Here is a 26,696-nt window from a genome sequence, read left to right on the forward strand (position 1 = left end):
TTTTGCGATTATTCGGGGATACTGGTGCGCCTGTCTCACGCCAATCAGTCATAAAGCTTCGCAAAAAGGACATGAGCACCATTCATCACCCCAAGCCGCTGCCCGAGTCTCTGAAGGAGATCGAGGCCCTGTCCGCGCCCATCAACTGCCGCGTCACCGACTACCCGGCGGGCTGGTACATCGCGCCGCATGCGCACAACAAGCACCAGCTCATCTACGCGGTGCGTGGCGTGATGGTGGTGAAGACCGAGAGCGGGCAATGGGTGGTGCCGCCCACGCGCGCCATCTGGGTGCTGTCGGGCGTGCTGCACGAGATTCGCTGCGTGGGCGAGGTGCACATGCGCAGCCTGCTGGTGCGCCCCGACGCGGGACCGAGGTTGCTCGACGCGACGCAGGCGGTGGGCATCTCGCCGCTGCTGCGCGAGCTGATCCGCGCGGCGCAGGACGTGCCGCAGCCCTACCAGCCGGGCACGCGCGACGGACGGCTCATGCGGCTGATCCTCGACGAACTGCGCGCGCTGCCCGTGCTGCCGCTGCACCTGCACATGCCGACCGACGCGCGCCTCGCGCAAATCTGCGAGCACCTGCAGCGCCGGCTCGATGATTCCTCCACCATGACCGACTGGGCCGAGCGCCTTGGCATCGATGTGAAAACCATCCAGCGGCTCTTCAACAAGGAGACCGGCATGACCTTCGGCCAGTGGCGGCAGCAGGCGCGGCTGCTGCACGCGCTGGAGCTGTTGGCCACGGGGCAGAAGGTGATCGACGTGGCGCTGGCACTCGGCTACGACAGTCCGAGCGCGTTCGCCACCATGTTCCGCAAGCAGTTCGGGCAGACGCCGAGCCAGTTCTTCTCGGAGGGTTGAGGGCGTGCGGCGGACCGCGCCGCGTAGGCCAGTGCCATCGAGTCGTGGTAGGCTAAGTCTATTGAAAAATACGGCCAATTGACATCATGGGATCTCCGAGCATTCTGAGTACCTTGTGGCAGGCGCTTCCCGAAGCGGTGGTGCACTTTCTGGGGCGCAAGGCCACGCATGCCGACTGGGAGCGGCATCTGCGACGGCATCCGGTGGCTGAGTTGCAGCCCAACTGGCAGGTGCTGAGCGAGGGCGCATCGCAGGACATGAGCGAGTGGGGGCTGCAGAGCGTCACGCTGCATACCGAGGTCGACCATGATTCCGCATGGGCTGGCCCGTGGCCCGAGGGGCTGCCCGGTGCCAAGGCGAATCTCGCCATGGCGAACCAGTTCTTCGGCGAGCCGCTGATTCAGGACCGCACCATCGCGCTCTACCAGATCCAGAGTCCGCACGACCATGGCTGGGTGGCGCAGTGCCTGTTCGACGAACGCGGCCGGCTGAAAAGCCTGACGCTCGTGAAGATGCACGAGTGGCTACCGCTCGCAGAGCGTGCCGCCGAGGGCGCGGTTGCTTCTGCGGTTGGTGAGGCTGCGTTGCGCGCCGCCGCTGGTACCCGCGCGCGCCGCGCGGGCTGGTACGAGGCCACGTTGCCCACTTCGCACCCCATGCAGAAATACTTCGCGAATTCCGAGGCGCGGCTGGTCTTTCGCAACGAGACCGAACTGTTCCCCACGCTTGGCGTCACCCCCAAGGCGGACGAGGCGTTGGTCGAATGGGTCTGGATCCGCGCGGAATAGCGCCACGCGAGGCCGACGTGACCGCAAAACCGAAGCCCAAGCGCGAGTCGTCCAGCTACAGCATCGTGCGCGTGGATACGGTCAACGCCCGGGGCATTCCGGTGCATCTGTGGACCACGAGCATCAAGCGCCAGGGCGTGGACATCGTGCGCCATTTCTACGACGGCGTGTACGGCGACAAGCCCTCCGCACTGCTGATGGCCGAGGCCTACCGCGACGCCGCGATGCGCCTGTTCCCGCCGCGCACGCAGCGCGAGCAGAGCATGAAAGTGCGCTCGTCCAACACCTCGGGCACCTCCGGCGTTCAGGCCCTCCACAAGAACGGCAAGCTCGTCGCTTGGCTGGCGACGCTGAGCATCGGCCGGGACAAGCCGAGGCGGCGCTATTTCTCCGTCAAGGACCACGGCGAAGAGCGCGCGCAGCAACTGGCGATTGCTGCGCGCGAAGAGCTGCTGCGGGAGTATCCCGACAGCTTCGCGACCGTACATCCAGACGCTACCGCCAGCGCCAACGCACACTTCGCACATCTGGTGGCCGCGCAGCGCATTGCCCGCGACGAGGTCGCCCCCGCGCTCGATGCCGACGAGCTGAAACGTCGACTCGAATGGCTCAACGCGTGGTTCGATGCGCTCAAGCCGCGCCATGTCCACGTGCGCATCAGTACCTATACGCAGCAGCAGCGCGGGCACGACGCGATCCTCGCCATCATCAGCAACGGTGGCCCGCCCTCGCAGCTCAAGCGCAAGACATGGTCGCTGCTGCACGCGAGCTGGCAGGACCGGCAGGTCGAGGTCTGGAGCTTCATCCAGAGCAGCCTGAAGGAGCTGATGGGCGCAGCCTATGTGCACGAATTCCAGCGCCTCTTCGAGCGCCACTTTCTGGCCAGCGACGTGCAGACCGGCTTTCTCGTGCGCCACCGGCTGGACGACCCGGCCAGCGACTATCTGCGCAGCTCCCCGCCTGCAGAGCTGCAGCCCATGCTGCAGGGCTTCAGCGTGCCGCGACTGCCACCGTTACAGACCGTTTCGTCTGCGGACTGACGCAATTTTGCGCGTCTGTCATATATTCACGCTATTGTTCAAGTGCTATTGATACGTTTTTGATGACGGGTGCCTTGGCTGTTCCGGCCGCGCCGCTCGTGACGCTCACGGCCATTGCGGCCAGCGACCAAGGGAAGCTCTTTCATGGCGAATCGCACCTTCATCGCCCACAGTCCACTGGGCGATCAACTGGAGTTCCGCTCGCTGGAGGGAAGCGAGCAGATCTCCCGTCTGTTTGAGTACCGCGTGCGGCTGATCAGCAAGAGTTCGTCGATCGGCGCCAAAAGCCTGCTCGGCAAGGACATGAGCATCGAGATCGACCTCACCACCAAGCTCGGAGGTGGCGGCAAGCGTTTTCTCTCGGGCCAGGTGACCCAGTTCACCTACATCGGCCGGGACGGCGACTACTTCAGCTACGAAGCCGTGCTGCGCCCCTGGTTGTGGCACGCGACACGGCGCTCGGACTACAAGATTTTCCAGTTCAAGAAGGTGCCCGACATCATCAAGGAAGTGCTCGGTCCCTACGGCTTCACCATCGACGACAAGCTCTCGGGCCACTACCGCAGCTGGGACTACATGGTGCAGTACGGCGAGACGGATTTCAATTTCGTCTCGCGCCTGCTCGAGCTTGAGGGCGGCTACTTCTTCTTTGAACACAGCCAGGGTAGCCACAAGCTCGTGCTCGCCGACGACATCGGCAGCCACAGCCCGCTGCCGAGCGGCCCCACGACCATTCCCTACTACCCCGGCGAGCGCGCAGCCCATGTGCACGATGAAGATTTCATCGACGGCTGGAGCTTCGCCGAAGACATCGCGTCGGGCCACTTCGCAAGCGATGATTACGACTTCGAAAAACCCAAGGCACTGCTCGAAACCAAGCAGCAGCAACCCGCAGGCCACACTGAAGACAGCCGCGAACTCTACGACTGGCCCGGCGGTTACACCGACACAGGCGATGGCGAGAACTACGCCCGCGTGCGCATCGAACAGCAGAAGGCCCAGCGCGAACAGGCGCAGGGCGAAGGCAATGCGCGCAACATCGCACCGGGCTATCTGTTCACGCTCTCCAAGTATCTCCGTGACGATCAGAACAAAGAGTATCTGATCGAATCGGCGTACTACCGTTTCGAAGAAAACGTGCGCCGAAGTGACGGCGCGGGCGGTTCAGGTGCAGGCAAACGCGCAGGCGCCGACAGCCCGACGACCTATCGCATCAGCTTCAACGTGGTGCCCAAGACCGTCCCCTATCGCAGCCAGCGCACGACGCCCAAGCCACACACCACAGGCCCGCAAACCGCAGTTGTCACCGGCCCTGGTGGCGAAGAAATCTACACCGATAAATACGGCCGCGTGAAGGTGCAGTTCCACTGGGACCGCTACGGCAAGAATGACGAAAACTCCAGCTGCTGGATACGCGTGAGCCAGACCTGGGCGGGCAGCAACTATGGATCGATGCACATCCCTCGCATCGGCCAGGAAGTCATCGTCGATTTTCTCAACGGCGACCCGGACTATCCCATCATCACCGGCCGCGTATACAACGCCATGCAGATGCCGCCCTGGGACCTGCCGGCCAACAAGACGCAGTCGGGCATCAAGACCCATTCGAGCCTGGGCGGAGCCGGTGGCGACGGTATGAAGAATGGTGCGGGCGACGCCAACGCGATTCGCTTTGAGGACAAAAAGGGGGCAGAACAACTCTGGTTGCATGCCCAGAAAGACCAACTCACCGAGGTCGAGAATGACGAGGAAAAGTGGGTAGGCAACGACCGCCGCAAAACCATTGATCGCGACGAGTTCAACACCATCCACCGCGACCGCACGGAGATCGTGGATCGCAACGAAAAGATCAATGTGCATGGGTGGCGAACGGAAGAGGTAGATCTGGATGAGACGCTGACCGTGCACAAGAGCCGCGATCGCACCGTGGACCTGAGCGAGAAGGTCTCCATCGGCATAAACCGCAACAAGAGCATCGGCATGATCGAGAACGTCACGATCGGCCTGCTCAAGACCCAGAGCATCGGCATCGCCTACATGCAGAACGTGGGCGTGGCCAAGATGACCAACGTTGGCGTCGCATGGAACACCAATGTCGGCGTCACGATGATCACGAACGTCGGCTTCACGATGAACACCACAGTTGGCCAGAACAAGTCTCTGAGCGTCGGTAACAACGAGACCATTGCCATCGGCGATACCAAAGCGTCCACGGTTGGGAAGCTCTACACACTGACGGTGGGCGGGGGGGGCGGATCTGGAGGAGGCGGTGGCGGTGCTTCACCGCCGGGAGCGATGAATATCGTTGCGCCGGGTCCTTCATCGGGCGGTGGGGGTGGCGGAGGCGGTTCCGCGTCGAACATCACGATGGATGGGAAGAGCATTACTTTGACTGTCGGGAAGTCTTCTTTGAAGTTGGAGGAAGACGGAACGATCAGCATCAACGGCCATGATTTCTACACCAATATGACCGGGGAGAAGCAGGTCAAGGTGGATGGCAACATCACCATGAAGGGAGCAAAGATCCTTGAAAACTAAAGCCATTGCGCAACAGGAAAACGGGGCTGGAGTGGGGCACAAGTCATCTTCAATAGATGAACTACTCTCCAAAGGAGTCTCATCCGAGCGTACAAATAGTCACCAGCCTTCTGCTGGTGGAATTCAGCTGGGCACACTTCTATCTGTAGATCAGCTTGGAAGACCGCTCGTGGCTTTTGGGGCGTCATCGAGCACCATTGCTGCACGCACTTTGGTCGCGGTGTCAAAGGCGGACTATGGTCGAGATGTAGTGCTTGGATTTGAGTCTGGAGAAGAAAGCTTCCCTATTATTTTGGGATTGATACAGCAGCCTCAAGCTGAGATGGCTGTACGTGGTCAGTGTGTCACGGTAGAAACTGATGACGGGCGGGTCATTGTTCAGGCGAAAGACGAATTGGAGCTTCGTTGTGGAGAGGCTGCCATCCTGCTGCAAGCGGACGGCCGAATCATGTTGCGCGGCCAATACATCACCAGCCATGCGGAAGCAGGACAGCGAATCCGTGGCGGTTCGGTGCAGATCAATTGAGGGTGCGCCCAAATGGAGTTCGTGTGCTCGTCTAAAACTCTACGCTCTGACTATTTCATCGCCTTGGACACTTCTGGGTGCGAGCATTTGGTGGTGATCGCCAAGGCAAGTTGGAACATCCCAAAACCCGGACAACGACCACGTCCTTTGCATCCGACCCCCTTTTGTGATTCGGATGAGTATTTTGGTGTGCCAGGGGAATCCGCGATTCGCTATGGGGACGATCATGTGCGCTACAAATCTCGGTGCGATGTCATCTTCGATGCGTGCGCGCATGCACCAGAGTGCACACCGGTCAAAGAGCTGACAGTAGGAATTCGGGTTGGCGCTAGTCAAAAAGTTATTCGTGTATTCGGAAACAGGATTTGGCGTAGCGGAATATCGGGGTTTAGTTTTTCCGATCCCGAACCTTTTGAAAGAATGCCGCTTCATTTTGGGCATGCATTTGGAGGTGTCAGATACTTCGAGCGAAATGGTGCAACGCATGCGGAGGCTCAATTATCCAATCCGGCTGGCATCGGGTGGGCTGGACCAGCCACCATCGGGGTGATTGACGGTACTCCCGCCGCGAATCTTGAAAACATCAATGAGCGGATCGCTTTTCCTGATGAAAAATATGCCCCAATCGCATTGAGTGCACTGGGCAGACATTGGCTGCCACGTGCTCAATATGCTGGAACCTTTGATGAAAAATGGAGAAAAGAGCAAGCTCCATTTTTGCCTGAAGACTTTGACGAACAGTTTCATCAATGTGCCCCTCTTGATCAACAAATTCCTTACCCCCAAGGGGGCGAAATTGTGCAATTGGTGCATCTGTCGAGAGAATTTTCAAATCTCAAATTTCAACTACCAATGATGAATCACATGAAGATTCATGTGTTGAGATCTGACTTGAGTGCCGAGACGCTTCAAGCTGTGGCTGATACTCTATTTTTCGAGGTTGAATTGCAGCGTTTTTCAGTAGTATGGCGGGCAAGCACACCAATACGTAGACGAATTCAGGAGTTCACTACTGTAGTGGTTGGTAGTATGGATCCACACTGGTGGAAAATGAAGCGATTAGGGGTGGATACTATGGCCAACTGCGTTGGCTGTCGGTCGTGAGAGGAATCGGTATGAGTATAAAAATCAACGATTCTTCATTTCCAATAAGGCCGAGGCCAATGCCAATGCGTATTGCCGCCAGTGGCGTCTGCTGTTCTGTCGGAAATACTGCCGAATCAGCCATCGCAGCAATTCGTGCGAGGTTAAATCATTTTCGGGAAACTCAGTTCATTGATCATGCTGGAGAACCGATCTGCGGGGCATCTATTTACGGAACAAATGAATGGGGATCCCGTAGGCTTCAATTCATGTATGGGAATGCCATTGGTGAGTGCGTTTCCCAACTTCAGGTGGCAGATCTTGGCGAGGTTCCCATATTGCTTATTGGATCAGAGGATGAGCGCGGTTCAAGGTTTGATTCGGATCTTCAATTAATGCTACGTCAGCATTTGCGCGATGGTGAATTTTATTCAAAATCTGGACGTGCATCGCTTGGCAAGGCGGGCATTGGTGTAGCACTTCACAATGCGGCTGAGTTATTTCGAACATCGACGCCACCCCCCTATGTGATCGTAGTGGGAGTTGACAGCTATTTGGATGCCGCCTCCATTTCCCATCATTTAATGCATGAGCGTATCCGGTGCTCGACAAATTCAGATGGCTTTATTCCGGGGGAGGCCGCCGCCGCAGTTGCCTTGACTACAGCCGCGCCGAAAAATGGTGAGCCATCCTTGTGGATCGAAGGATGGGGTGAGGCAATAGAGGTGGCAAGCCCAATCAATGGAAAACCGCTTCTCGCCAAAGGGCTTGCACAGGCAATGAGGAATGCCATTGAAAGCGCTGGAAGAACCCCGGACGATTATATTTTTCATGCCAGTGGTGTAAATGGAGAGCAGTGGTACTTCAAAGAGGCAGCTTTGGCGATGGACCGGGTCATGACTTCAAAAATGGAAGAATTTCCACATCGTTTGGTTTGTCAATCGGTTGGAGAAATAGGTGCCGCCTGCGGCCCGCTGACTCTTGCGTGGGTTGGTCGTGAAATGCAGCCTGACGAACTACTGGGGCCTAGTGGGTTGTTGCATTTTGCAAACGACAACGGGTTGCGCACAGCCATCGCAGTGCAATACAGATGAAGGAGGCGGATTGTGGCCACGCATGTATACGCAAATGATGAGGAAATTGCCTGTCGAGCAACGGAGGGAGTCGCCCAGACGGCTTTTCCTGACCCATGCTGGAGTCCTCCACCACCGAGCGCAGGCCCGATCGTTATCCCATATGGAAATACCGCATTCGCTCGCGATATTACCAATGGAACCAGAACTGTTTTCATCAAGGGAAAAACAGTTGCTATTGAGGACAAGGCCTATTTCTCAACAAGCACGGGAAATGAGCCTGCTACATATGCTTTTCAGAAAGGCTTGAGGACGCGAGTTATAAAAGGCAAGGCCTATTTTCGCTCATGGTCTCAAGATGTCATTTTTGAAGGGCTGGGCGTGGCAAGGCACACGGATAACGTCAGCCACAATCATGGCTCCATGCCGTCCAATACGCCAATTTTTCCATACGTTTCGCGTGGATGGTTTAGTCACGACTGCAAAAATGAAGAAAAGAAGATAGAACGCGCTTGTCAGCCAGATCGTGAGCATTCCGATACCAAAAAAGAGTTGAGAAAAAAGAGCAAGCTCTCTCAGCTACTGGATAAATTGAAGGGGAAAAAGGGCCGTAGAGATGCAAATGGCTGGCATTGGACTGATGACCATTGTGCAGGGCTTGAGGTACCGATAGCAGATCCAAGTCAGGCGCTTGCATACATCGACAAGTTATCTGAGCTTGCGGCTATATTGCCACAAGAACTCAATGTGATAAATATAGTTGAGCCGATACTTAAGGACCTGGTCATCAATGCTGCAACAAAGGCGGCAGCAAAAGTGGCGGCAAAAGCGGCAGTGAAGCAATTGGCGGGTTCATCTGTGCCGCTTGCTGGAAACATTGCCATGGGAATATGGTCTGCTGTAGATGTGGCTATCGCTGTAGGTGATGTGAAAGAGATCAAGGCCGCTGCGTCGGAAGCCCTTGAGCAGATAGAAGTACTTAAGCAGAAGGCTGAAAGACTCAAAAACATATCGAAAGACTTCGAGGATCTGAAGAATCTTTCTCCTGAGGAGAAGTTGAAAAAGGCGCAGGAGTTAGCTACGGAAACGCAAGATGCATTGGCTACGCTCAATGCCTGCGTTCGTGCGAGAAAATGCAATCTTGTTCCATATAAAAATGATGGTGTCGGAAATCCTTTACATACAAAGGGGCAGTCAAAAGTCGAATCGGCAGATAAAGGTGGGTGCTGCAATGGGCAAACGGGGCATCATCTAATATATGGGGCGATGGCCAAGGATAAATCTAGTTGCCCCAACTATGATCACAATGTCGCTCCTACTGTATGCGTAGAGGGAACCAGCCAACACTTTGGTAGCCATAAACGTGTACATGATGATATGGATGCAATTGTTCGGGGCATGGCTACGCGTGGAAAAGTGGCATCTGATGGCACTATGAGTGTGGAAGATGCTATTGAGGCAGCAGCAGCATCCCATGCTAGGGCATTTCCATTTTCAAAGTGCTCAAAAAAATGCATCAAGGCGCAGCTGGAGGCGTATTATCTACAAATGTGTCGTGGAGGGAGAATAAAGGCGGTGGATAAAAATGGCAAGACGGTTGAAACTGGTGGTTCCGGTGCAGATATTTAAAGGGTGGATCCGCAATGAGTTTTTTGATTGAATCCATTTGGAAGGAATATTTCAAAAAATGGAATATTACCGACTGCGCCGTTCGGGATGCTGGTGCCGTTTATTTATGTTTGCGGGAGAAGGTCAATGCTGAAAAGGCTTCGCTATCATGGGATCATGATATTCGAAGCCAGTTGTTTGTGCTTGATGTACTGTCAAAAATTGGAGATAGATTTGGCTCGACTATCCTGGAGGGATTCAGTAAGCCGATGCTGGGAGTGTGTACCAAACCATTGCGACAAGGCATGGTGGTGTCGCAAAATCATGATGGTCAAGTTAATTTAATGGGTGGAGGCGTTCACTCGTCAGAAGAATTCATTGATCGAGGTGGTATTCCAGCAACGCGAAGGGTGAAATGTATTAACGAATTTGCTTACTCGATTGGCGATTTCCATAATATCTACAAAAGAGATGGTGTGGGTTTGTGGGTGAAATTGCAAGGATTTCCAATGTTGGAGGCGTCAATATCGCAGGGATTCAAGGATATGGATGCCTTCTCGGAATCAGATATGTATGCGGTCGGCGGAGATGGTGATGTATGGCGCTTTGATGGTACTCGTTGGCAGCAGCAAGGATTTCCGAGCAACTTGCAACTCGCTACTGTAACGTGTGCGGGAGATGGGTACGTATATATTTCTGGCGAGGGTGGTAGTCTCTGGCGGGGTAGGGAGTCCAATTGGGAACTGATTTACAAGGGCAGTGCGAGCATCATGTGGAATGATGTTCTCTGGTTTGAGAACAGGCTTTGGCTTGCTTCAGATTACCAGCTCCGCGTTTGGAATGGAAAGGAAATGATATCGCCCACTTTGGATGAAATGCCAGATGGAAAAAAAGTACCTGTTTATGGCCACATGGATGCACGTGATGGTTTGTTGGTTGTGGCGAGTCCCTCGGTCGTTATGTCTTACGACGGGCGGGAGTGGAGAACTCTTGTTTCTCCATATTGATCAAATAAAATGACTGTATCATCAGCCACCCATATTGCAGGGACAAAAGATTTCGATCTTTTGATGATTCCTCCATTGGTTGAGCGACACGTGGGGGATGCGGTGTTTTATTGGCAACAACATGATAAATCGACGCATTCGCCTTTGATGACCCTGAGGGATTTGAAGCACTTTGATCGACTGCTTGACGCCAATCTTGATGGTATTGTCGTCGCAGGAAATCTGGGTTGGCAAATCGCCCTTGAGGCTCTGAAGCGCTGGAGAGGGCCTGGGGAAATGTTTGTTTGCACCTATGTGCTCCTTGCTTCTGAAGAACCATCAGTTGCGGAGCGCTTGGATGACATTACAAAGATCTTACTTGCAGATCCTCATCGGTTGATCAGGGGGATGGTTGGAGCGCTTCTTTGGGGGGCGATTGAAAAATCCGCGTCATTTGTTGACCAGTTTGGCGACTCGTGTAGTTCTCCGGTGCTGCAAGTCGTCGGTTGGAGGGCTATTGCGCGAGCTCCGGAGCTTCTTGATTCCAGCCGACTGAGCCGTGTGGAATGGCGTGCTCGTTTTCAGGGTTTGTTGCACCATGCTGACCCTTCTCTCAGGGCGGCCGCGTGCAGATCGGCCCATGTGTTCGAGGCCCAGAATTTGCTTGAAACGCTGCTGCAAGACGGCAATGACTCAGTAGCCGCAGAAGCGGCAATTGCGTGTCTGCAGATGAATGTTGGTGAGAAACTGGCGAACGTTCGTGTTTTATGGATCTCGTGCTGGAAGCTGTCTGATCAGCTGTCCTCATTGAAAGGCATTTTCAAAAATCGATCAGAGCACAGACTTGCCCGATGGATACGGCATCTTGCACTTGCAGTGCCACTTGGACAAAAAGACATTTCGAGATTGTTGGAAATTTTGCCCTCTCGTCTTGCTTTGTCGTTTGTTCTTCACCATGGGGATGCCAATTATTTGCGATGGGTTGTTTCTCAATTTGGTAAACCGGAAAGTGCAAGATTGGCTGGTTGGGTCTGGTCAAGCATGACCGGCTATGACCTCGAACAAAATGGTTTAGTACTTCCGGATCTTGAAAAAGACGGCGGAGCATCCAGTGTTACCGACGAGCTCGATCCGGGGCTGCCCATGCCTGCATTGCAAAGCATCGTAGCCTTTGGTACGAAGCCTGATTCCGATGTTGCCTTGTTTTGGGCTACCGGGCCATCGCACGAAACATTGGGTCAGATTTTATGGGATGCGCCTCAAGCGCTGAGATGGATTGCCATACAGCGCGCATCAGTGGCTACGCTCAAGCCTATTGCCCTTTCAATCAAATCCTCATTTTGGAAACAGCAATCCGAGATGGTTCGGCAATGGCCACAGGCTTTATCCGTCTTGAACTAGGTTCTATTTAATCGCAGGGATATTTGAAACTCATGTCGACTTCTTCATTAGACCCTTGGTCGGATGCAGTCACGATCAGCAATATTTTGTTTAAAACTACCAGCAAGTTAATGGTCGTCATTGGAGCCGAAGCTTGGTGCGAAAAATGCCAGTTACTCAAACCTGCTTTTGACGAACTTGCGTATCAAGCACCGCCACATGTGGTGATGTTGTGGCTCGATCTGGAAGAGCATGTGGAATTTCTCGGCGACTACATTCCCGAAACATTGCCGGAACTGTGCATTTACCAGCGTGGTGTGTTGGTCAGAAAAGTGACATTGAACGACACGGAGCAATCATTGCATGAGGCGCTGACTGGAGCACACGATGCGAAGTCACCCGTTGGTGAAGATCCAGGAATATTTGCGAGGCTTGTGCGGCAAGATTGGGCGCAGTCGTCTGCAAGATAAAGGCAGGAGTTGGCGGGGCTAGATCAAGCAACTTGCTCGGGGGCATGATGATGGGAAGGGGCGACTCTGTCATTGTGTCCACAGATGTGCGAAAGAAAAGGCGGCCTGAAAGCCGCCTTGTTCTTTTGAATTATGCCGAGCGGCAGATTAAGGATAAAGCCCACGCATCTCGCGCGCATGCAGAATCCGCTTGCAGGCCACGATAAAGGTCGCGGTGCGCAGTGTCACCTTGTGTTCCTGCGCGACGGCCCAGATGCCTGCGAAGGCTTCTTGCATGATGCGCACGAGGCGGGCGTTGATTTCGTCTTCGCTCCAGAAGAAGCTCGAGAAGTCCTGCACCCATTCGAAGTACGAGACCGTCACGCCGCCGGCGTTGGCGATCACGTCGGGGAGGACGAGGACGCCCTTGTCGGTGAGGATGTCGTCGGCTTCGGGGGTGGTCGGGCCGTTGGCGCCTTCGATCACGAGCTTGGCCTTGATCTTGCCTGCGTTGTCCTTGGTGATCTGGCTTTCGAGTGCCGCAGGAATCAGGATGTCGCAGTTCACGCCCCAGAAGGCGCTGTCTTCCATTTTCTCCGCGCCTGCAAAGCCGCCCACGCCGCCCTTCTTGGAGACATGTTCGAGCAAGGCAATCACGTCCATACCCTTGGCATTGTGGATGGTGCCGGTGTGGTCCTGCACAGCGACGACGAGGGCGCCCGCTTCTGCGAACAGCTTGCCGGCTGTGCCCCCCACGTTGCCGAAGCCCTGCACTGCAACTTTCGCGCCTTGCACCGTCAGGCCCGAGAGCTTGGCGGCTTCCATGCCGACAGTGAACACGCCACGGCCGGTGGCTTCCACGCGGCCGAGTGAGCCGCCCAGGTCGACGGGCTTGCCGGTGACGACGCCGGTGGCGGTGGCGCCGGTGTTCATCGAGTAGGTGTCCATCATCCAGGCCATGATCTGGCCGTTGGTGTTGACGTCGGGCGCGGGGATGTCCTTGGAGGGGCCGATCATCATGCCGATTTCGCTGGTGTAGCGGCGTGTGAGGCGCTCCAGTTCAGGCATCGAGAGCTTGCGTGGATCGACGCGGATGCCGCCCTTGGCACCGCCGTAGGGCACGTTGACGGCGGCGTTCTTCACGCTCATCCATGCGGACAGCGCCATCACTTCGGAGAGCGTGACGTCCTGGTGGAAGCGCACGCCGCCCTTGCCGGGGCCACGGCTCAGGTTGTGTTGCACGCGGTAGCCTTCGAAGTGGGCGATGGTGCCGTTGTCCAGCTCGATCGGCACGTCAACGATCAGAATGCGCTTGGGGCGTTTGAGCGTTTCCACCCAGCGGGCCAGATCGCCGAGGTAGGGTGTCACGCGGTCCACCTGTTGCAAGTAGTTGCCCCAGGGCCCGAGGTGATCGGCGTTCAGGTAGGACGGAAGCGGATGGGAAGCCACAGAGGTGTCTTTGGATTTGGACATTGGGTTTGCCTTGCGTGATGGGTTAATGGGTCACGACGGAACGCACTGTATTCCTGCCAATTTATCCTGTCCAAGGCCGCTCTGTATCGTTGTTATGCTTTGGACGCATAACCCTGTCGTGACGCGGTAGAGCGTGTTTACGATCTCAGCGAGAGGCTTTCAGGATGCGGGTCGGGATGGGCTGCAAGGCGCAAATCCTCGCAATAGCTCGTGCTATTGCGAGGATTTGCAACGCAGCAGACCGCCCGAGGCCGCGCCTGCAAGACCGCGTGGAGATCGTAAACACGCTTTTAGGGGTTCATTCCACCTTGAACTTCGTCAATTGTGGATCGCCTTCGGGAAACTTCAGCTTGAGGTTTTCCAGCACTGCGCGGGTGATCGTGGCGATCATCAGATTGCGGTGCGTCTTCGAATCTGCGGGCACGATGGTCCAGGGTGCCCAGAGCGTGTGTGTGGCCGGCAGCAGTTGTTCATAGGCCTGCTGGTACTGGTCCCACTGCTTGCGCACCTCGATGTCGCCCATCTCGAATTTCCAGTGCTTGGCCGGGTCGTCCAGCCGCTCCTGCAGGCGCTGGCGCTGCTCGTCCTTGCTGATGTGCAGCATGAACTTGAGGATCACCGTGCCGGTGTCGGTGAGCAGTTTTTCGAACTGGTTGATGTGCTCGTAGCGCTGCTGTTGCTGCTCGGGGGGGATCCATTGGTTGACTACGGGTACGAGCACGTCTTCGTACTGGCTGCGGTTGAAGATCACGATCTCGCCCGCTCCGGGCACTTGGCTGTGGATGCGCCAGAGGTAGTCATGCGACTTCTCGATTTCGGTGGGTGCCTTCCAACTCACTGAGCGCACGCCCAGTGGGCTCATCTCGCCGAACACGCCACGCGCTGTTCCGTCCTTGCCTGAGGTGTCCATGCCCTGCAGGATGACGAGCAGCTTGAAGCGGCGGTCGGCATAGAACACCTGCTGCAGCGGATCGAGTTGCTCGGCGATCTGTTCGATCAGCACTTTGTTCTCGGACTTGTCGCCCTTGGCGAAGGGCTTGGCTGCAGGGTCGAAGCTGGCGAGCGTGAACGCCGACTTGTCCTTGCCGTTGCTCTTTGGACTTTCTTTTGCCTCGGGCTGTCCACCGGGCTGCCATTTCTTCCACAGCTCGCGCGTGGCCTTGTCGTCGATGTCGAACGGGTTGCTGCTACTGGACTGCTGCTGGGCCATCGCGGTTCCTGAAGAAGAATGGGTTTGAAATGGCACCCAGTATGCGCGAGCGGTTGGGGCGCGCCTGTCGGATGTCACCGCCTCATCAGGCGCACCGCGAATGCGGCGAGCGACGCGGCCGTGGCCAGCGCCACCACGCCCGTCCATCCCCATTGCGCCATCGTTTGTGCGCCGAGTGCGGCGCCGCTCGACATGCCGATGAACACGCCGGTGAACAGCAGCGCGTTCAGGCGGCTGCGCGCATCGGGGTCGATGCCGTAGACGATGGTCTGGTGTGCGACGAGCGATGCCTGCACGCCGAAGTCGAAACCCACGGCGCTTGCGAGCAGCAACGCCAGTTGCGCATGCGGCGGCAGGAAGGGCGCAAGGAACATCAGCGCGAACGACACAGCAGCAATCGCTGCGCCGAGGCGGGTGACGGTCTCCGGCCCGCGCTTGTCGGCGATGCGGCCTGCGAGCGGTGCGGCCAGCGCACCCGCGGCGCCGGCCAGTCCGAACGAGCCCGCCGCCGCGCTGCCCAGTTGGAACTGGCTGTGCAGCATCACTGCCAGCATCGACCAGAACGCGCTGAAACCGAGCGACAGCAGGCCTTGCGCGAGCATGGCGCGGCGCAGGTAGGCGTGCTTGCCCAGCAGCGTGAGCATCGAGCGCATCAGCGGGCCGTAGCCCGCCTGCGTGGTTGGTGCGAAACGCGGTAGGCCACGCCACAGCGACACGCCGATCAGCGCCACAGCCACGGCGGCCGCGAGGTAGACGCTGCGCCAGCCGAACCACTGCGCCACAAAGCCGCTCACCACGCGCGACAGCAGAATGCCCAGCAGCAGCCCGGTCATCACCATGCCGACGATGCGCCCGCGCTGCGCGGCCGGGGCGAGTGTGGCGGCGGCGGGCACCACGTCCTGCGTGACGGTGGCGGCCATGCCCACGGCCAGGCTGGCCGCGAGCAGTGCGCCGATACCGGGCGCCAAGCCGCTCGCGAGCAGGGCCAGCACTAGCAGCGCGGCCTTGATCAGGATGATGCTGCGGCGATCAAACCGGTCCCCGAGCGGCGCAAGGAGCAGGATGCCGAGTGCATAGCCGAGCTGGGTGAGTGTGGGTACCAGTCCGGTAAGGCGCTCGCTCGCCTGCAGATCGTCCACCAGCGTGCCGAGAATCGGCTGGCTGTAGTAGAGCGAGGCCACGCTGGTGCCTGCGGCCACGGCCAGCAGTAACAGCGTTTTGGAGCTGACGACGGGCGTCGAGGTGGACACAAGGGGGCGGGCAGCGGTTGTATTCATGTTTTGTATGACTGACATATCCAAGGCCTGTGAGTGAGGAAAGGCATTGGCGGATTGTCTTGGCTGAGAATGCCCATGTGTAGTAGGCTGCACCGCAGATTGGTTATACGCATCGCGCATGACAAACACCATTTCAAGCCCCTTTTTAAACGCTCAGCCACCCGGCTCGGATCGCATCGAGCTCCTCGCCAGCTTTGTGCGCATCGTGCAGGCGGGCAGCCTGTCGGCGGCGGCGCAGCAGCTCGGCACCAGCCAGCCGACGATGAGCCGACGTCTGCAGACGCTCGAGCGGCTGCTCGGCATCAAGCTGCTGCAGCGCTCGACGCACGGCATGCAGCTCACCGAGGACGGCGGGCGCTGCTTCGAGAACGCGCGCCAACTGATCGCGCAGTGGCATGAGATGGAGGCCGACCTGCGCGGCCCGCGCGACCAGCCGCGCGGCAATCTGCGGGTGATGGTGCCGCACGCCTTCGGGCAGGACCAGCTGGTGGCGCCGCTCGCCGCGTTCCTGCGCCGCTGCCCCGAGGTGAATGTCGAATGGATGCTCGATGATCGCTCGCCGAATTTTGTGGGCGAGGGCGTCGACTGCGCGATACACGTCGGGCCGCTGGAGGACATTACCGGTCTTTCGGTCGTCACCGTGCGTCTGGCCCACGTCCGCCGCATCGCTGTGGCCGCTCCCGTGCTGCTGGCGGGTGGGCGCGCAGACGTGCTGCAGTCGCCAGAGCAGCTTGAGGCGCTCCCCTGGCTCGCGCTCAGCACTTTCTACCGGCGTGAGCTGCGCTTCCAACGTGTGGACGATGCCGAGACCCGACAGTTGCTCACCATCACGCCGCGCCTCACCACAGACAACCTGTATGCCCTGCGCAGTGCGGCCCTTGCGGGGCTGGGCGCCTGCGTCGCCTCTGCGTGGATCGTGCATGACGACATCCGTGCAGGGCGCTTGGTGCCGCTCGCTCCTCATTGGGAAGTGGCGCCGCTGCCCGTCAGCATTCTTTATCCCTACGCGAGCTTCTATCCGGCGCGGCTCCGGCAGTTCGTAGATGCGATGAAGGCAGCAATTCCACACATTCCCGGCATGAGCAACTGATTTCAGTGGGACGCTCCGGTTGCTCACATCTTCCGGTTGCGTGACACTTGCGCGGGCAGATGCCCACCTCAGGGCAATGGAACTCGTTTTGCCCTGGTGTTACTCACTACGATGGCAATGGGAGGAAGAGCATGGCGAATATTCCGAAGACGTCGATTCGTGGCGAATCAGCGCTGCTTGCTGTGTTGCTTGCAGCGGTTAGTCTCGACAGCCGCGCTCAAACGATCACGACCGCTCCGCTGGCGGTCGCACCTGCGTCCGTCCCCGTTCCGGTGGACCATCCGCTGGCGCTGATCGCTTTGGTGCTCGGGCTGTGTGCTGCGGCGTTCTGGCTGTTACGGCGCATGGGCGTGTCGATGAGCACGTTGCGCAACGTGGCGCTCGGCGGCACCATGCTGGCGCTGGGCGCGACGGTCTTTTGGGGTGATGCGGTGCTTGCCCAGTTGCAAATGCTGCAGCGCCAGTTCACGCAGGCAGGCGGTGAAACGCTGAATGTGCCGGTGCAGCCTGTGGAAATGGCAGGTACTGTCGTGGGGTTCGTGTCGGTCGAATTCACCAACGCCTCCAATGTCACTCTGCAGATCAAAGGTATTACCCTACCGACCTGGGACATCTGCTTTGCCCAGGGCATTCCAGCCGCGTTGCCTGTCGCCAGCACGCCACCAGTGTCGGCACAGTGCGCATCGGGCAGCAACGTCGGCGCAGGCAAGACCTGCTGGGTCGATGTCGCCAAGCTGTGCGCCGAAGCGGCAGATGCAGTGACGGGTGCGGCGCCCACGGTGGTGATGGCCGATGCTGCAGCCGTCAATGAAGGCGAGAGCGTGTCGGGCAATGTGCTCGGCAATGATTCGGATGCGGACGGTCCGCTGCTGGTCGCGAGCTTTGTGTTCGACGGCGTGCGCCATCTCGCGGGGCAGAGCGCGAGCGTGGCCGGAAAGGGCGACTTCACACTGCAGGCAAATGGCGCGTTCACCTTCCTTGCGGCCAAGCCATTTCCAACGTCGACTATCCAGATGGGCTACACCACGCATACCGGTGTCGTTGGGGAGCTGACGGTGACGGTGAACCGCGCTCCGGTGACGTCGAACGTTTCTCTCGGCACGAATCAGAACGCGCCAGTGGGCGGCAACATCGCGGTCACCGATGCCGACGGCGATCTGCTGTCCTTTTCAATCTCGGGCTCTCCTGCCCATGGCACTGTGGTGCTGAATTCCGCAACCGGCAGCTTCACGTACACGCCGATTGCGGGGTATGCGGGAAGCGACGGCTTCTCCGTCACCGTGAGCGACGGCAAGGGCGGGGCGGTGGTGGTCGCGGTGATGATTGCCGTTACTGCGTCCAACATGGCACCGATGGCCAACGATGATACGGTGTCCACCGACGAATCCACGGCAGTGACCATCGCCGTGCGTTCCAACGACACCGATGCGGATGGCGATGCGCTGCAGGTGGCCGGTGTCACCCAAGGGGCGAATGGCTCAGTGGTGATTGACGCCGTCACCGGCAATCCTATCTACACACCGAATGCCGGCTTTGTGGGCAGTGATGCGTTCACCTACACCGTCTCGGATAGTCATGGCGGCACTTCGAGCGCTAGCGTGACGGTGATCGTGAATGCGGTAGTCAATGGGACACCCGTCGCGGTTGCGGACACTCTGTCCACGGTCATCAACACCGCCAAGACCGTTACCGTGGCCACACTGCTGGCCAACGACACCGATCCGGACAACGACGCGCTTACCATCACGGGCGTCAACAACCCGAGCCATGGAACGGTGTCCATTACTGGCAATGCGGTGACCTTCACGCCCGACGCGAACTTTGAAGGCGCGGCCTCTTTCCAGTATTCGATCAGTGACGGGAAGGGCGGCACGGCTATCGGCACGGTCACCGTGCACGTGGATTCAGGCAGCGCCACTGCGCCGTCGCTCGTCGTGATGAGGAGCCTGGTTGCCAATGCCCACGGCACCGGCGGCGTCTCCGTCGCGTTTCCCATCATCACCAGACTGGTCGATACGGACGGCTCCGAGACGCTGACCGCCAAGGTCAGCAACGTGCCGACGGGTCTCACGTTTAACGCAGGCACCAATCTGGGCGGCGGAGTGTGGCAGTTCACTCAAGCGGATCTGCCCAATCTCAAGCTGAATCTGCCGGGCAGCTATACCACGCTTGCCACCCATCTCACCGTGCAGGTGACCGCCACGGAAACCGTCACCGGGGTCACGGCGTTCGTCTCGAACGTGGTGACCTTGAAGGCGGCATACACGACGTTGGATGTCACCACGACAACGTCCGGCAGCTATACCGGCAACTCAGCAAGCGAGCACATCCAGGGCGGCTCGGGGGACAATGTCATCAACGCTGGCAGCGGCAACAATATCGTCAACGGGGATGCAGGCAACGACACACTCACGGCGGGGACCGGCTCGGATGTGATCAACGGCGGAGCGGGCAATGATGTCATCAACGGCGGCAGCGGCGCCGACGTGATCATTGGCGGGCTGGGCAACGACACGCTCAAGGGCGGGGACGCAGGCGAAAGCTTCGTGGATGTGTTCGTCTGGCAACTGGGCGACCAGGGCACCGCAGGTTCACCGGCCGTGGACACCATCCAGAATTTCAATGTGACTGCCGCCGGCAGCAATACGGCCGGGGGCGACGTGCTGGATCTGCGCCAGCTCCTGCAAGGCGAGAGCGTCGGCCCGTTGAATAGCGCGGGCAATCTGGCCGACTATCTGCACTTCGAGGTGTCGGGCGGCAACACCATCCTCCACATCAGCCATACCGGTGGCTTCGGCGCGGATTCGCATAACGTGGGTGCCAGCTACACCAACAGCGCCGAAACCCAGCAGATTCTCCTGACCAGTGTGAATCTGCAGTCGCTATATTCAGGTGCCACGACGGATCAGCAGATCATCACGCAGCTGCTGAACAACAACAAGCTGATCGTCGATTGATGACAAAGCAGGGCCCGCCCATAGCGGGCCTGCAGGGTCAAAGCTTGATGCCTACCTTCTTGATGATCGCCGCATTGTTCTGACTTTCCTTCTGCAGCAGCGCCTCGAAATCCGTGGCGCTCTGCTGCATCGGGATGTTGTCGGTGTGGTGCATGGCCTCCTGGATCGCGGGCGTAGCGACTTCCTTGGCGATGGCCGCGTTCAGGCGCGCGACCACGTCGGCAGGGGTTCCCGCAGGGGCGAGAAAGCCGAACATTGACGTCAGATTGGCCTCGGCCATGCCCTTTTCGGCGAGCGTCGCCACGTTCGGCTGATTCGGCGCCCGCTTGGGGCCGGTGACGGCCAGCAGGCGCAGCTTGCCCTGATCGATCAGGCTGTTGATGGTGCCGAACGGGTTGCCCGTCATGATTTCGAACTGCGCGCTGGCCGCGTCGGTCACGGTCTGCGCGATGCCTTTGTATGGCACGTGGATGAACTGCGCGCCGGTCTTCGCCTGCACCTGCTCCAGCATGATGTGGCCGACCGAGCCGATGCCCGAGGTCGCCCAGCGGATGCTGCCCGGCTTGGTTTTCGCTTCGGCGATCATGTCCTCGAGCGTTTTGCCCTTGAAGGCTGTCGTCGCCATCAGGTAGATCGGCGAATACATCATCGGCGCGACGGCGATCACGTCATCCGGCTGGTAGGTGAGCTTCATGAGGTGCGGCATCAGCGTCACGGGGCTGATGGCGGTGAGCGCCAACGTGTAGCCATCGCCCTTGGCCCGCGCCACTTCGGCCATACCCACGGTGCCACCAGCGCCGCCCTTGTTGTCCACGATGATCGACTGGCCCAGCTCCTTGGCCACCTGCTCGAGCAGACGGCGGCCTACCGAGTCGGACACGCCACCCGCGACATAGGGAATCACCACGCGGATCGTGCGCGCACCAGGCCAGGCTTTCTCGGCGCGGGCGAGGGCCGGAATCATGGAAGGCAGGGCAACGGCGGCGCTGGACGCGAGAAAGCGGCGGCGATCAAACATGGTGAGCGGATCTTTCAAATCGGAAAAAACGAAAAACAGGCGAATGGGTTGCAGCGGCGGCCATGCACGGGGCGCTGCGAGCGCACATTGTCCAGCGCATGCGGGCAGAGTGCTTGTGTCGCGCGATTTGCCTGCGGAGAAAAGACAAGTATTGGCCGTGCCCTCACGCATGCACAATGCGCCCATGACCGCACACGCCACTCCTGCCTCCTCAACCTCCGCCGTCGCTTCGATGATCGAGGCCCTGTGCACCGCACGCCGCAATGCCATCCTCGCTGACGCCAGCGCTTTCGCCAATGATGCGCTGCAAAGCGAGGCCGACGCCTACACCGTGCAATGCGGCGTGGCCCAGACACTCGGCCACTTCGCCACGCCAGTGCCACGCCACTGGAAATCCGGCGGCGCGAATCGCGCATCGGTCATCACCCACGCCCCCTTGCCCGACGCGGGCATATGGACCTCACCTGCAAACGCCGGTGCATGGCCTTTTCCTTTGCACCACCGCCTGATCGAAGGAGAAATTGCCCTGCGCCTCGGCCAGGATGTGACTGCAGAACAAGCCGCGAACATGACTCCCGAGACCGCACACGAGTTCATCGATGCGATGACCGTCTCCATCGAAATGGTGGACAGCCGCTGGGCACAACCGCTGAACGACCTCCCGCCACTGCTCAAGCTCGCTGACATGGGTGTGCACGGGGCGCTTGTGCTGGGTGACTGGGTTCCGTATCAGCGGCGTGATTGGTCGGCGCAGCGCTGCGTGGTGCGGGTGGGGGCGTCACCTGAACAGGTATTTGTCGGCACGCACTCGTTGGGCGATCCGGCCTGGTTGCTGCCGCAGTGGGTGAGGCATGTGGTGGATTGGGGTGACGGTGTTGTTGTTCCTGCGGGGACTGTGGTGACTACCGGGAATTGGGTGGGGGCGGTGGTTGGTGTTGTGGGGGATGTGGTGGAGGTGGGGTTTGATGGGGTTGGGTTTGTTCGGTTGGTGCTTTGAATTCCTTTTGTTCTCTTGTTGAGGACGGAGGCCGGGACTGCCCCCGGCGGGGCAATCACTTTTTGCTTGCGCGCAAAAAGTAATCAAAAACGCGCTCGAAATACCTCCGGCAGAACTCGCTGCGTTCCTTCGTCACTCTGCTCGAGCAACCGCCGGAAATCAGTTTGGAAGAGGTGTTTGCGGCACGTCGCTGCGCTCGTGCCGGGGGTGTTTGCATAGCTGCGTTGGGGCTCAGATGCCCACTGCGCTTTTGCGTGAGGATGATCTCGCGGTAGCCAACATCTCGCGGTAGCCAACATCTCGCGAAGTCGCGAGATGAGCGCCACGAGCAAAGCGACGTGCCGAATATTCCTCTTATGAAAATTCTGACTCGCGGCGGTTGCTCGAACGGAGCGACGCAGTCGCGCAGTGAGTTCTGCCGCGGGTATTGAAAAACGCATTTTGGGTGACTTTTTGGGCAAGACCAAAAAGTTACTCGCCCGCCGGGGCGAGACCCGGCCTCCGCCCTCAACCCAACAACAAAAGCGAAAAATCAAACAGAAACAAGCAAATCACAAACAACCCCGCCCCGCGCCAAAACACGCCCCTCCCGAACCACAATCTCCCTCACAGGCCGAGCAGCCACAGCCTCCGCCACCCCCCCAGCACGCACAGCAAAAAAACTCGCAACCTCTCCAGCGGCAATCCCAGAAAACGCAACACCAAGCCCTCGAGCAGCGGATACAGTCACCAGATCGAACGCATCCATCATCTGCGCATCGGTGCGCCAATCCGCCCGCCACCCGATGAGCGAGGCCCGCTCCAGCGCGTCGCCCGTGCCGTAGGGCGACCAGATGTCCCGCACGTTGTCGTTGCCCGCGAACACCGTCACGCCGTGTTCGCGCAGCAGTGCCAACGGCGGCAAAGGATGCGATGCGGCGCCGTGGGTGACGAGGTTCACGCCTGCAGTCGCCATGAGGTCTGCCGTTGCGCGGGCCTTGCTTTCATTCACGTGGCCGAGGCAGAAGCCGTGGCTGATGGTCACGCGGCCCTGCATGCCGAGGGCCTTGGCGCGTTTGCAGATTTCGCGGATGGAGAACAGGCCGAGCTCGTCGGACTCGTGCAGATGCACATCGACGCCCACGCCACGTTGGTGTGCGATGGCGAAGATGCCGTTGAGCTGACCGGCGGGGTCGCAGTCGACCTCACAGGGGTCCATGCCGCCGACCAGATCGGCACCGGCGGCAATCGCCGCGTCGAGCAGTTCGAGCGTACCGGGAGCGCGCATCACGCCGGTCTGGGGGAAGGCCACGATCTGGATCTGCGCCCAGTCGCGGTGCGCCTCACGGGCTTCGAGCACGCCTTCCAGCGCCTTCAAACCGTTCTGCGGTTCCACGTCCACATGGGTGCGCAGCGTGCCGGTGCCGTGCGCGACGCAGGTGCGGATCAGGTGGCCTGCGCGCTGTGCGGTCGACAGCGCCAGCGTGGGCATGAGGCGCAGTTCGGTCTCGATGCGGCTGGCGCGCGTGGGGCCGGCGGCATGCGGCATCCAGGGCAGGCCGAGCAAGGTCTTGTCCAGATGCAGATGACCGTCGACGAGCAGCGGCAGCACCAGCAGCCCGCCGAGATCGTGCGCATCACTGCAAGCGGGTGCATCGGCCATGGGAACGATGGCGTCAAAGCGGCCTTGGTGGATCGTGAGCCGCACCAGCTGCCCGTCGGCGAGCAGCGCGTTGTCGATATGGCGGGGCGCGCAGGCGGCCGATGTTTTCTTCTTGCTGGCGGACGATGAGGGAGGCGGCATGGGTGGGGGCATGGAGATCAACGACGCGTTGGGACGGATGAATGGAGGATGACGGGAGCGATCAGCGCGACGCCGTCGGCAGCTGCAGGGACTGGTTCCTGCGCTCACGCATCAGCGCAATGAAGCGCTGCGCCCCGAGGCCCAGCGCGCGCTCGCGCGACCAGACCCAGTCGACGAACAGCGTAGTGCCATTGCTCAGGTTTTCCACCGGGATTTCCATCAGGTGGCCGGTGTGGATGTGCGAATCGACTAGGCTCTTGGGCAACCAACCCCAGCCGAGACCCGCGCCGATGAGCGACAGGGCGGCCAGATGGCTGTCAGTGCGCCAGAGCTGGCGCGAGAACACGAAGCGCAGATCGGTCTGCTGCGGATCGCGGCTGGCCACGAGGATCTGGCGGGCGAGCGCGAGGCGCGACACGTTGAGGCTGGCCGCTTCGCCGAGCTCGGCCTGAGCATCCTTCCACGGCGGGTACTGCGGCGACATCACGGCCAGCAGCGTCTCCTGCCCCATTTCCTGAAAATCCTCGCGGCCATCGATGGCCGGGCGCTCGAACACCAGCGCCAGATGCGCGCGGCCACTGTGCACCAGTTCCAGCGCATCGGTCTGCGGCGCGGCCAGCACCTCCACCGCGAGCGCGGGAAACTCGGCCATCAGCGGCGTCAGCGCATCGGCCCAGTGGGTGGACAGCAGCTCGGGCGCGATGGCGAAGGTGAGGCGGTCCTCAAGGCCCATCTGCAGCGCCTCGGCCTGCCGGTTGAGCTGGGCGAGCTGCTGCGCAAGCAGCCGCGCCTGGGGTTCCAGCGCAAGTGCGGCGGGCGTGGGGCGCGGCTCGCGGGTGCGGCGGTCAAAGAGCTGCAGATCGAGCTCGGCCTCGAGCAGCCCGATGGTCATGCTCACGGCAGAAGGCACGCGCGAGAGCGAGCGCGCCGCCGCCGAGAATGAGCCTTGGTCGAGCACGGCGAGGAACACCTGCACATTGTCTGAAGTGAATGCAGAAGCGACAGTCATGGCTCAATCTATCAGATTAACTGAAAGAATCTGACTTTTTTCTTCAATTCAAGGCGCATAAACTGCGGGCATGAGTCAAACAACACATGCCATCGGCCTGCAAGGCCCGTGGCGCCGCGTGATCTATGTCGGTCTGTACGAAACCATTGCCATCATCGTCTCCAGCGGTCTTTTCATGGCGCTGGGCCAGCAGGCAGGGCACTCCAGCGCCATGGCAATCGCCGCGTCCACCATCGCGATTGTCTGGAACGTCACCTTCAACACCCTGTTCGAAAAATGGGAAGCCAGCCAGCCCGTCAAGGGCCGCTCCATCGCGCGGCGCGCGGTGCACGCCGTCGGCTTCGAGGGCGGCCTCGCATTGGTTCTCATCCCGCTCATGGCCTGGTGGTTCGGCGTAAGCCTGTGGGAAGCTACGGTCATGGAGGCGGGGCTGCTGGTGTTTTTTTTGGTCTATACGTATGCGTTCAACTGGACGTTTGACCGCATGTTCGGGTTGCCGGCCTCGGCGCAGGGTTTGCCGGTGAAGGCTTGATCGACCGCCCATACACCACATTGTCCGGGCGTTCCATTAGCATTGCCTTCGGCACCCACTTCTGGGCTGCGGGAGTGATGCATGGACAGACTTGGTCCGTTGCGCAGCTTTGTTCAGGTTGCGCAGCACGGCAGTTTTTCTCAGGCCGCACAGGTCACGGGGGTGTCGCGTGCGGCGTTGTCGATGGCGGTGTCGCAGCTTGAGCAGGATCTGGGCGTGCGGCTGCTCTACCGCACCACGCGCCAGATGCAGCTCACGCCCGACGGGCTCTTGTTGCTGGAGCGCGCACGGCAGCTGCTCGCCGATGCGGACACGCTGAACAACCTCTTTCGCCAGACGCCCGAGCAACTGAGCGGACCGGTCACCATCGAGGTGCCGCACCGCATGGCCAACCAGCTCGTGATTCCCGCCGCGCCGGGGCTGCTGCGGCGGCTTCCGGGCGTGCAGCTGTGCGTGCGCTCGGGCGACGGCATGGCCGATCTCATCCAGGAGGGCGTCGATTGCGTGATCCGCGTGGGGGCACTGGCCAACAATGGCCTCGTGGCGCGCGCCCTGGGCTCGTTCGATCTCGTCAACTGCGTGAGCCCCGGCTACATCGCCGAGCATGGCGAGCCGCATGCGCTGGCGGATCTGGCGCAGCACTGGATCGTGGGCTACGCGCCGCCGGGCAAGGCGCATTCCGCGTCGTTCGACCATGTGGATGGAGAGGGCGTGCTGCAGAGCGTGGCGATGCGCCACCGTATGCTGGTCAACAGCACCGACACCTACACCAGCGCCTGTCTTGCGGGCTCGGGGCTGATCCAGGTGCCGCGCTACAGCGTGGTGGATTTTCTGGTGCAGGGCGCGCTGGTCGAGGTACTGGCCTCCCATCGCGCGCCCGCATTGCTGGTGCATCTCGTCTACCCGCATCGCAAGCACCGCCCTGCGCGGGTGCAGGCCGTGGCCGACTGGCTGGCCGAACTGCTGGCGCCGTACCTCGAGGCGGCATGAGCGCAACAAGTATTGTTCAAACA

22 protein-coding genes are annotated in these 26,696 nt (G+C 59.6%); 16 read left to right on the forward strand and 6 right to left on the reverse strand.

All coding sequences use genetic code 11. The features are described 5' to 3' along the window. Positions 1-71 precede the first annotated feature (71 nt). From G7047_RS24235 to G7047_RS24285, 11 genes are all read left to right on the forward strand, one after another. Positions 72-866 (forward strand): helix-turn-helix domain-containing protein, encoded by a 795-nt coding sequence (locus G7047_RS24235; RefSeq protein WP_166310798.1) that lies wholly within the window; start codon positions 72-74, stop codon positions 864-866. An 86-nt stretch (positions 867-952) separates the two neighbouring features. Further along, positions 953-1,654 (forward strand): hypothetical protein, encoded by a 702-nt coding sequence (locus tag G7047_RS24240; protein ID WP_166310800.1) that lies wholly within the window; start codon positions 953-955, stop codon positions 1,652-1,654. A gap of 17 nt (positions 1,655-1,671) precedes the next feature. Continuing rightward, entirely contained in the window at positions 1,672-2,694 is a 1,023-nt protein-coding gene (locus G7047_RS24245) for an AP2/ERF family transcription factor (protein WP_166310802.1), read from the forward strand. Between the two features lie 144 nt (positions 2,695-2,838). Beyond that, complete coding sequence (locus G7047_RS24250) at positions 2,839-5,232, forward strand: type VI secretion system Vgr family protein (RefSeq protein WP_205904670.1); 2,394 nt, start codon at positions 2,839-2,841, stop codon at positions 5,230-5,232. Next, entirely contained in the window at positions 5,222-5,758 is a 537-nt protein-coding gene (locus G7047_RS24255; protein ID WP_166310804.1) for a DUF6484 domain-containing protein, read from the forward strand. Before G7047_RS24250 ends, G7047_RS24255 begins: the two co-directional genes overlap by 11 nt. A 12-nt stretch (positions 5,759-5,770) precedes the next feature. Continuing rightward, positions 5,771-6,862 (forward strand): DUF2169 domain-containing protein, encoded by a 1,092-nt coding sequence (locus G7047_RS24260; RefSeq protein WP_256376790.1) that lies wholly within the window; start codon positions 5,771-5,773, stop codon positions 6,860-6,862. Positions 6,863-6,873: 11 nt separating this feature from the next. Continuing rightward, a complete protein-coding gene (locus G7047_RS24265) occupies positions 6,874-7,935 on the forward strand; it encodes a hypothetical protein (protein WP_166310808.1) in 1,062 nt (353 codons plus the stop codon). A 12-nt stretch (positions 7,936-7,947) separates the two neighbouring features. Further along, entirely contained in the window at positions 7,948-9,543 is a 1,596-nt protein-coding gene (locus G7047_RS24270; protein ID WP_166310810.1) for a PAAR-like domain-containing protein, read from the forward strand. A 14-nt stretch (positions 9,544-9,557) separates the two neighbouring features. Continuing rightward, positions 9,558-10,529: a hypothetical protein gene (locus G7047_RS24275; RefSeq protein WP_166310812.1), complete on the forward strand. Its 972-nt coding sequence runs from the start codon at positions 9,558-9,560 to the stop codon at positions 10,527-10,529. Between the two features lie 9 nt (positions 10,530-10,538). After that, positions 10,539-11,909 carry a hypothetical protein gene (locus G7047_RS24280; protein WP_166310814.1) on the forward strand — a complete coding sequence of 457 codons (1,371 nt, stop codon included), beginning with the start codon at positions 10,539-10,541 and terminating at the stop codon, positions 11,907-11,909. Between the two features lie 32 nt (positions 11,910-11,941). After that, on the forward strand, positions 11,942-12,358 hold the full coding sequence (locus G7047_RS24285) for a thioredoxin family protein (protein ID WP_166310816.1): 417 nt from the start codon (positions 11,942-11,944) through the stop codon (positions 12,356-12,358). A 147-nt stretch (positions 12,359-12,505) separates the two neighbouring features. On the opposite strand, the gene G7047_RS24290 is transcribed toward G7047_RS24285, so the two are convergent. From G7047_RS24290 to G7047_RS24300, 3 genes are all read right to left on the reverse strand, one after another. Continuing rightward, the gene (locus G7047_RS24290; protein WP_166310818.1) at positions 12,506-13,810 is read right to left on the reverse strand and encodes a Glu/Leu/Phe/Val dehydrogenase; all 1,305 of its coding nucleotides are present in this window, start codon (positions 13,808-13,810) and stop codon (positions 12,506-12,508) included. A gap of 298 nt (positions 13,811-14,108) precedes the next feature. Continuing rightward, complete coding sequence (locus tag G7047_RS24295; RefSeq protein ID WP_166310820.1) at positions 14,109-15,020, reverse strand: PPK2 family polyphosphate kinase; 912 nt, start codon at positions 15,018-15,020, stop codon at positions 14,109-14,111. Between the two features lie 74 nt (positions 15,021-15,094). Further along, positions 15,095-16,315 (reverse strand): MFS transporter, encoded by a 1,221-nt coding sequence (locus G7047_RS24300; protein WP_166310822.1) that lies wholly within the window; start codon positions 16,313-16,315, stop codon positions 15,095-15,097. 100 nt (positions 16,316-16,415) lie between these two features. Here G7047_RS24300 and G7047_RS24305 point away from each other — a divergent pair, with 100 nt between their 5' ends. Together G7047_RS24305 and G7047_RS24310 are read left to right on the forward strand one after the other, a co-directional pair. Then, the gene (locus G7047_RS24305) at positions 16,416-17,387 is read left to right on the forward strand and encodes a LysR family transcriptional regulator (RefSeq protein WP_166310824.1); all 972 of its coding nucleotides are present in this window, start codon (positions 16,416-16,418) and stop codon (positions 17,385-17,387) included. A 131-nt stretch (positions 17,388-17,518) separates the two neighbouring features. After that, complete coding sequence (locus tag G7047_RS24310; protein ID WP_166310826.1) at positions 17,519-20,344, forward strand: midcut-by-XrtH protein; 2,826 nt, start codon at positions 17,519-17,521, stop codon at positions 20,342-20,344. Positions 20,345-20,381: 37 nt separating this feature from the next. Here the strand turns inward: G7047_RS24310 and G7047_RS24315 are convergent, their stop codons facing one another. Further along, on the reverse strand, positions 20,382-21,362 hold the full coding sequence (locus G7047_RS24315) for a tripartite tricarboxylate transporter substrate binding protein (RefSeq protein ID WP_166310828.1): 981 nt from the start codon (positions 21,360-21,362) through the stop codon (positions 20,382-20,384). A gap of 184 nt (positions 21,363-21,546) precedes the next feature. Here G7047_RS24315 and G7047_RS24320 point away from each other — a divergent pair, with 184 nt between their 5' ends. Then, positions 21,547-22,359 carry a fumarylacetoacetate hydrolase family protein gene (locus G7047_RS24320; RefSeq protein ID WP_166310830.1) on the forward strand — a complete coding sequence of 271 codons (813 nt, stop codon included), beginning with the start codon at positions 21,547-21,549 and terminating at the stop codon, positions 22,357-22,359. 532 nt (positions 22,360-22,891) lie between these two features. On the opposite strand, the gene G7047_RS24325 is transcribed toward G7047_RS24320, so the two are convergent. Next, positions 22,892-24,154 carry an amidohydrolase gene (locus G7047_RS24325; protein ID WP_166310832.1) on the reverse strand — a complete coding sequence of 421 codons (1,263 nt, stop codon included), beginning with the start codon at positions 24,152-24,154 and terminating at the stop codon, positions 22,892-22,894. A 49-nt stretch (positions 24,155-24,203) separates the two neighbouring features. Further along, positions 24,204-25,151, reverse strand: a complete 948-nt coding sequence (locus tag G7047_RS24330) for a LysR family transcriptional regulator (protein WP_166310834.1) — start codon at positions 25,149-25,151, stop codon at positions 24,204-24,206. 70 nt (positions 25,152-25,221) lie between these two features. On the opposite strand from G7047_RS24330, the gene G7047_RS24335 reads away from it, so the two are divergent. Beyond that, positions 25,222-25,683, forward strand: coding sequence for a PACE efflux transporter (locus G7047_RS24335; protein ID WP_166310836.1), 462 nt, complete (start codon positions 25,222-25,224; stop codon positions 25,681-25,683). An 81-nt stretch (positions 25,684-25,764) separates the two neighbouring features. Next, the gene (locus tag G7047_RS24340; protein ID WP_166310838.1) at positions 25,765-26,673 is read left to right on the forward strand and encodes a LysR family transcriptional regulator; all 909 of its coding nucleotides are present in this window, start codon (positions 25,765-25,767) and stop codon (positions 26,671-26,673) included. Positions 26,674-26,696: the final 23 nt, after the last annotated feature.

Source organism: Diaphorobacter sp. HDW4A (assembly GCF_011305995.1).
In the GTDB taxonomy this organism is placed as follows: domain Bacteria; phylum Pseudomonadota; class Gammaproteobacteria; order Burkholderiales; family Burkholderiaceae_C; genus Diaphorobacter_A.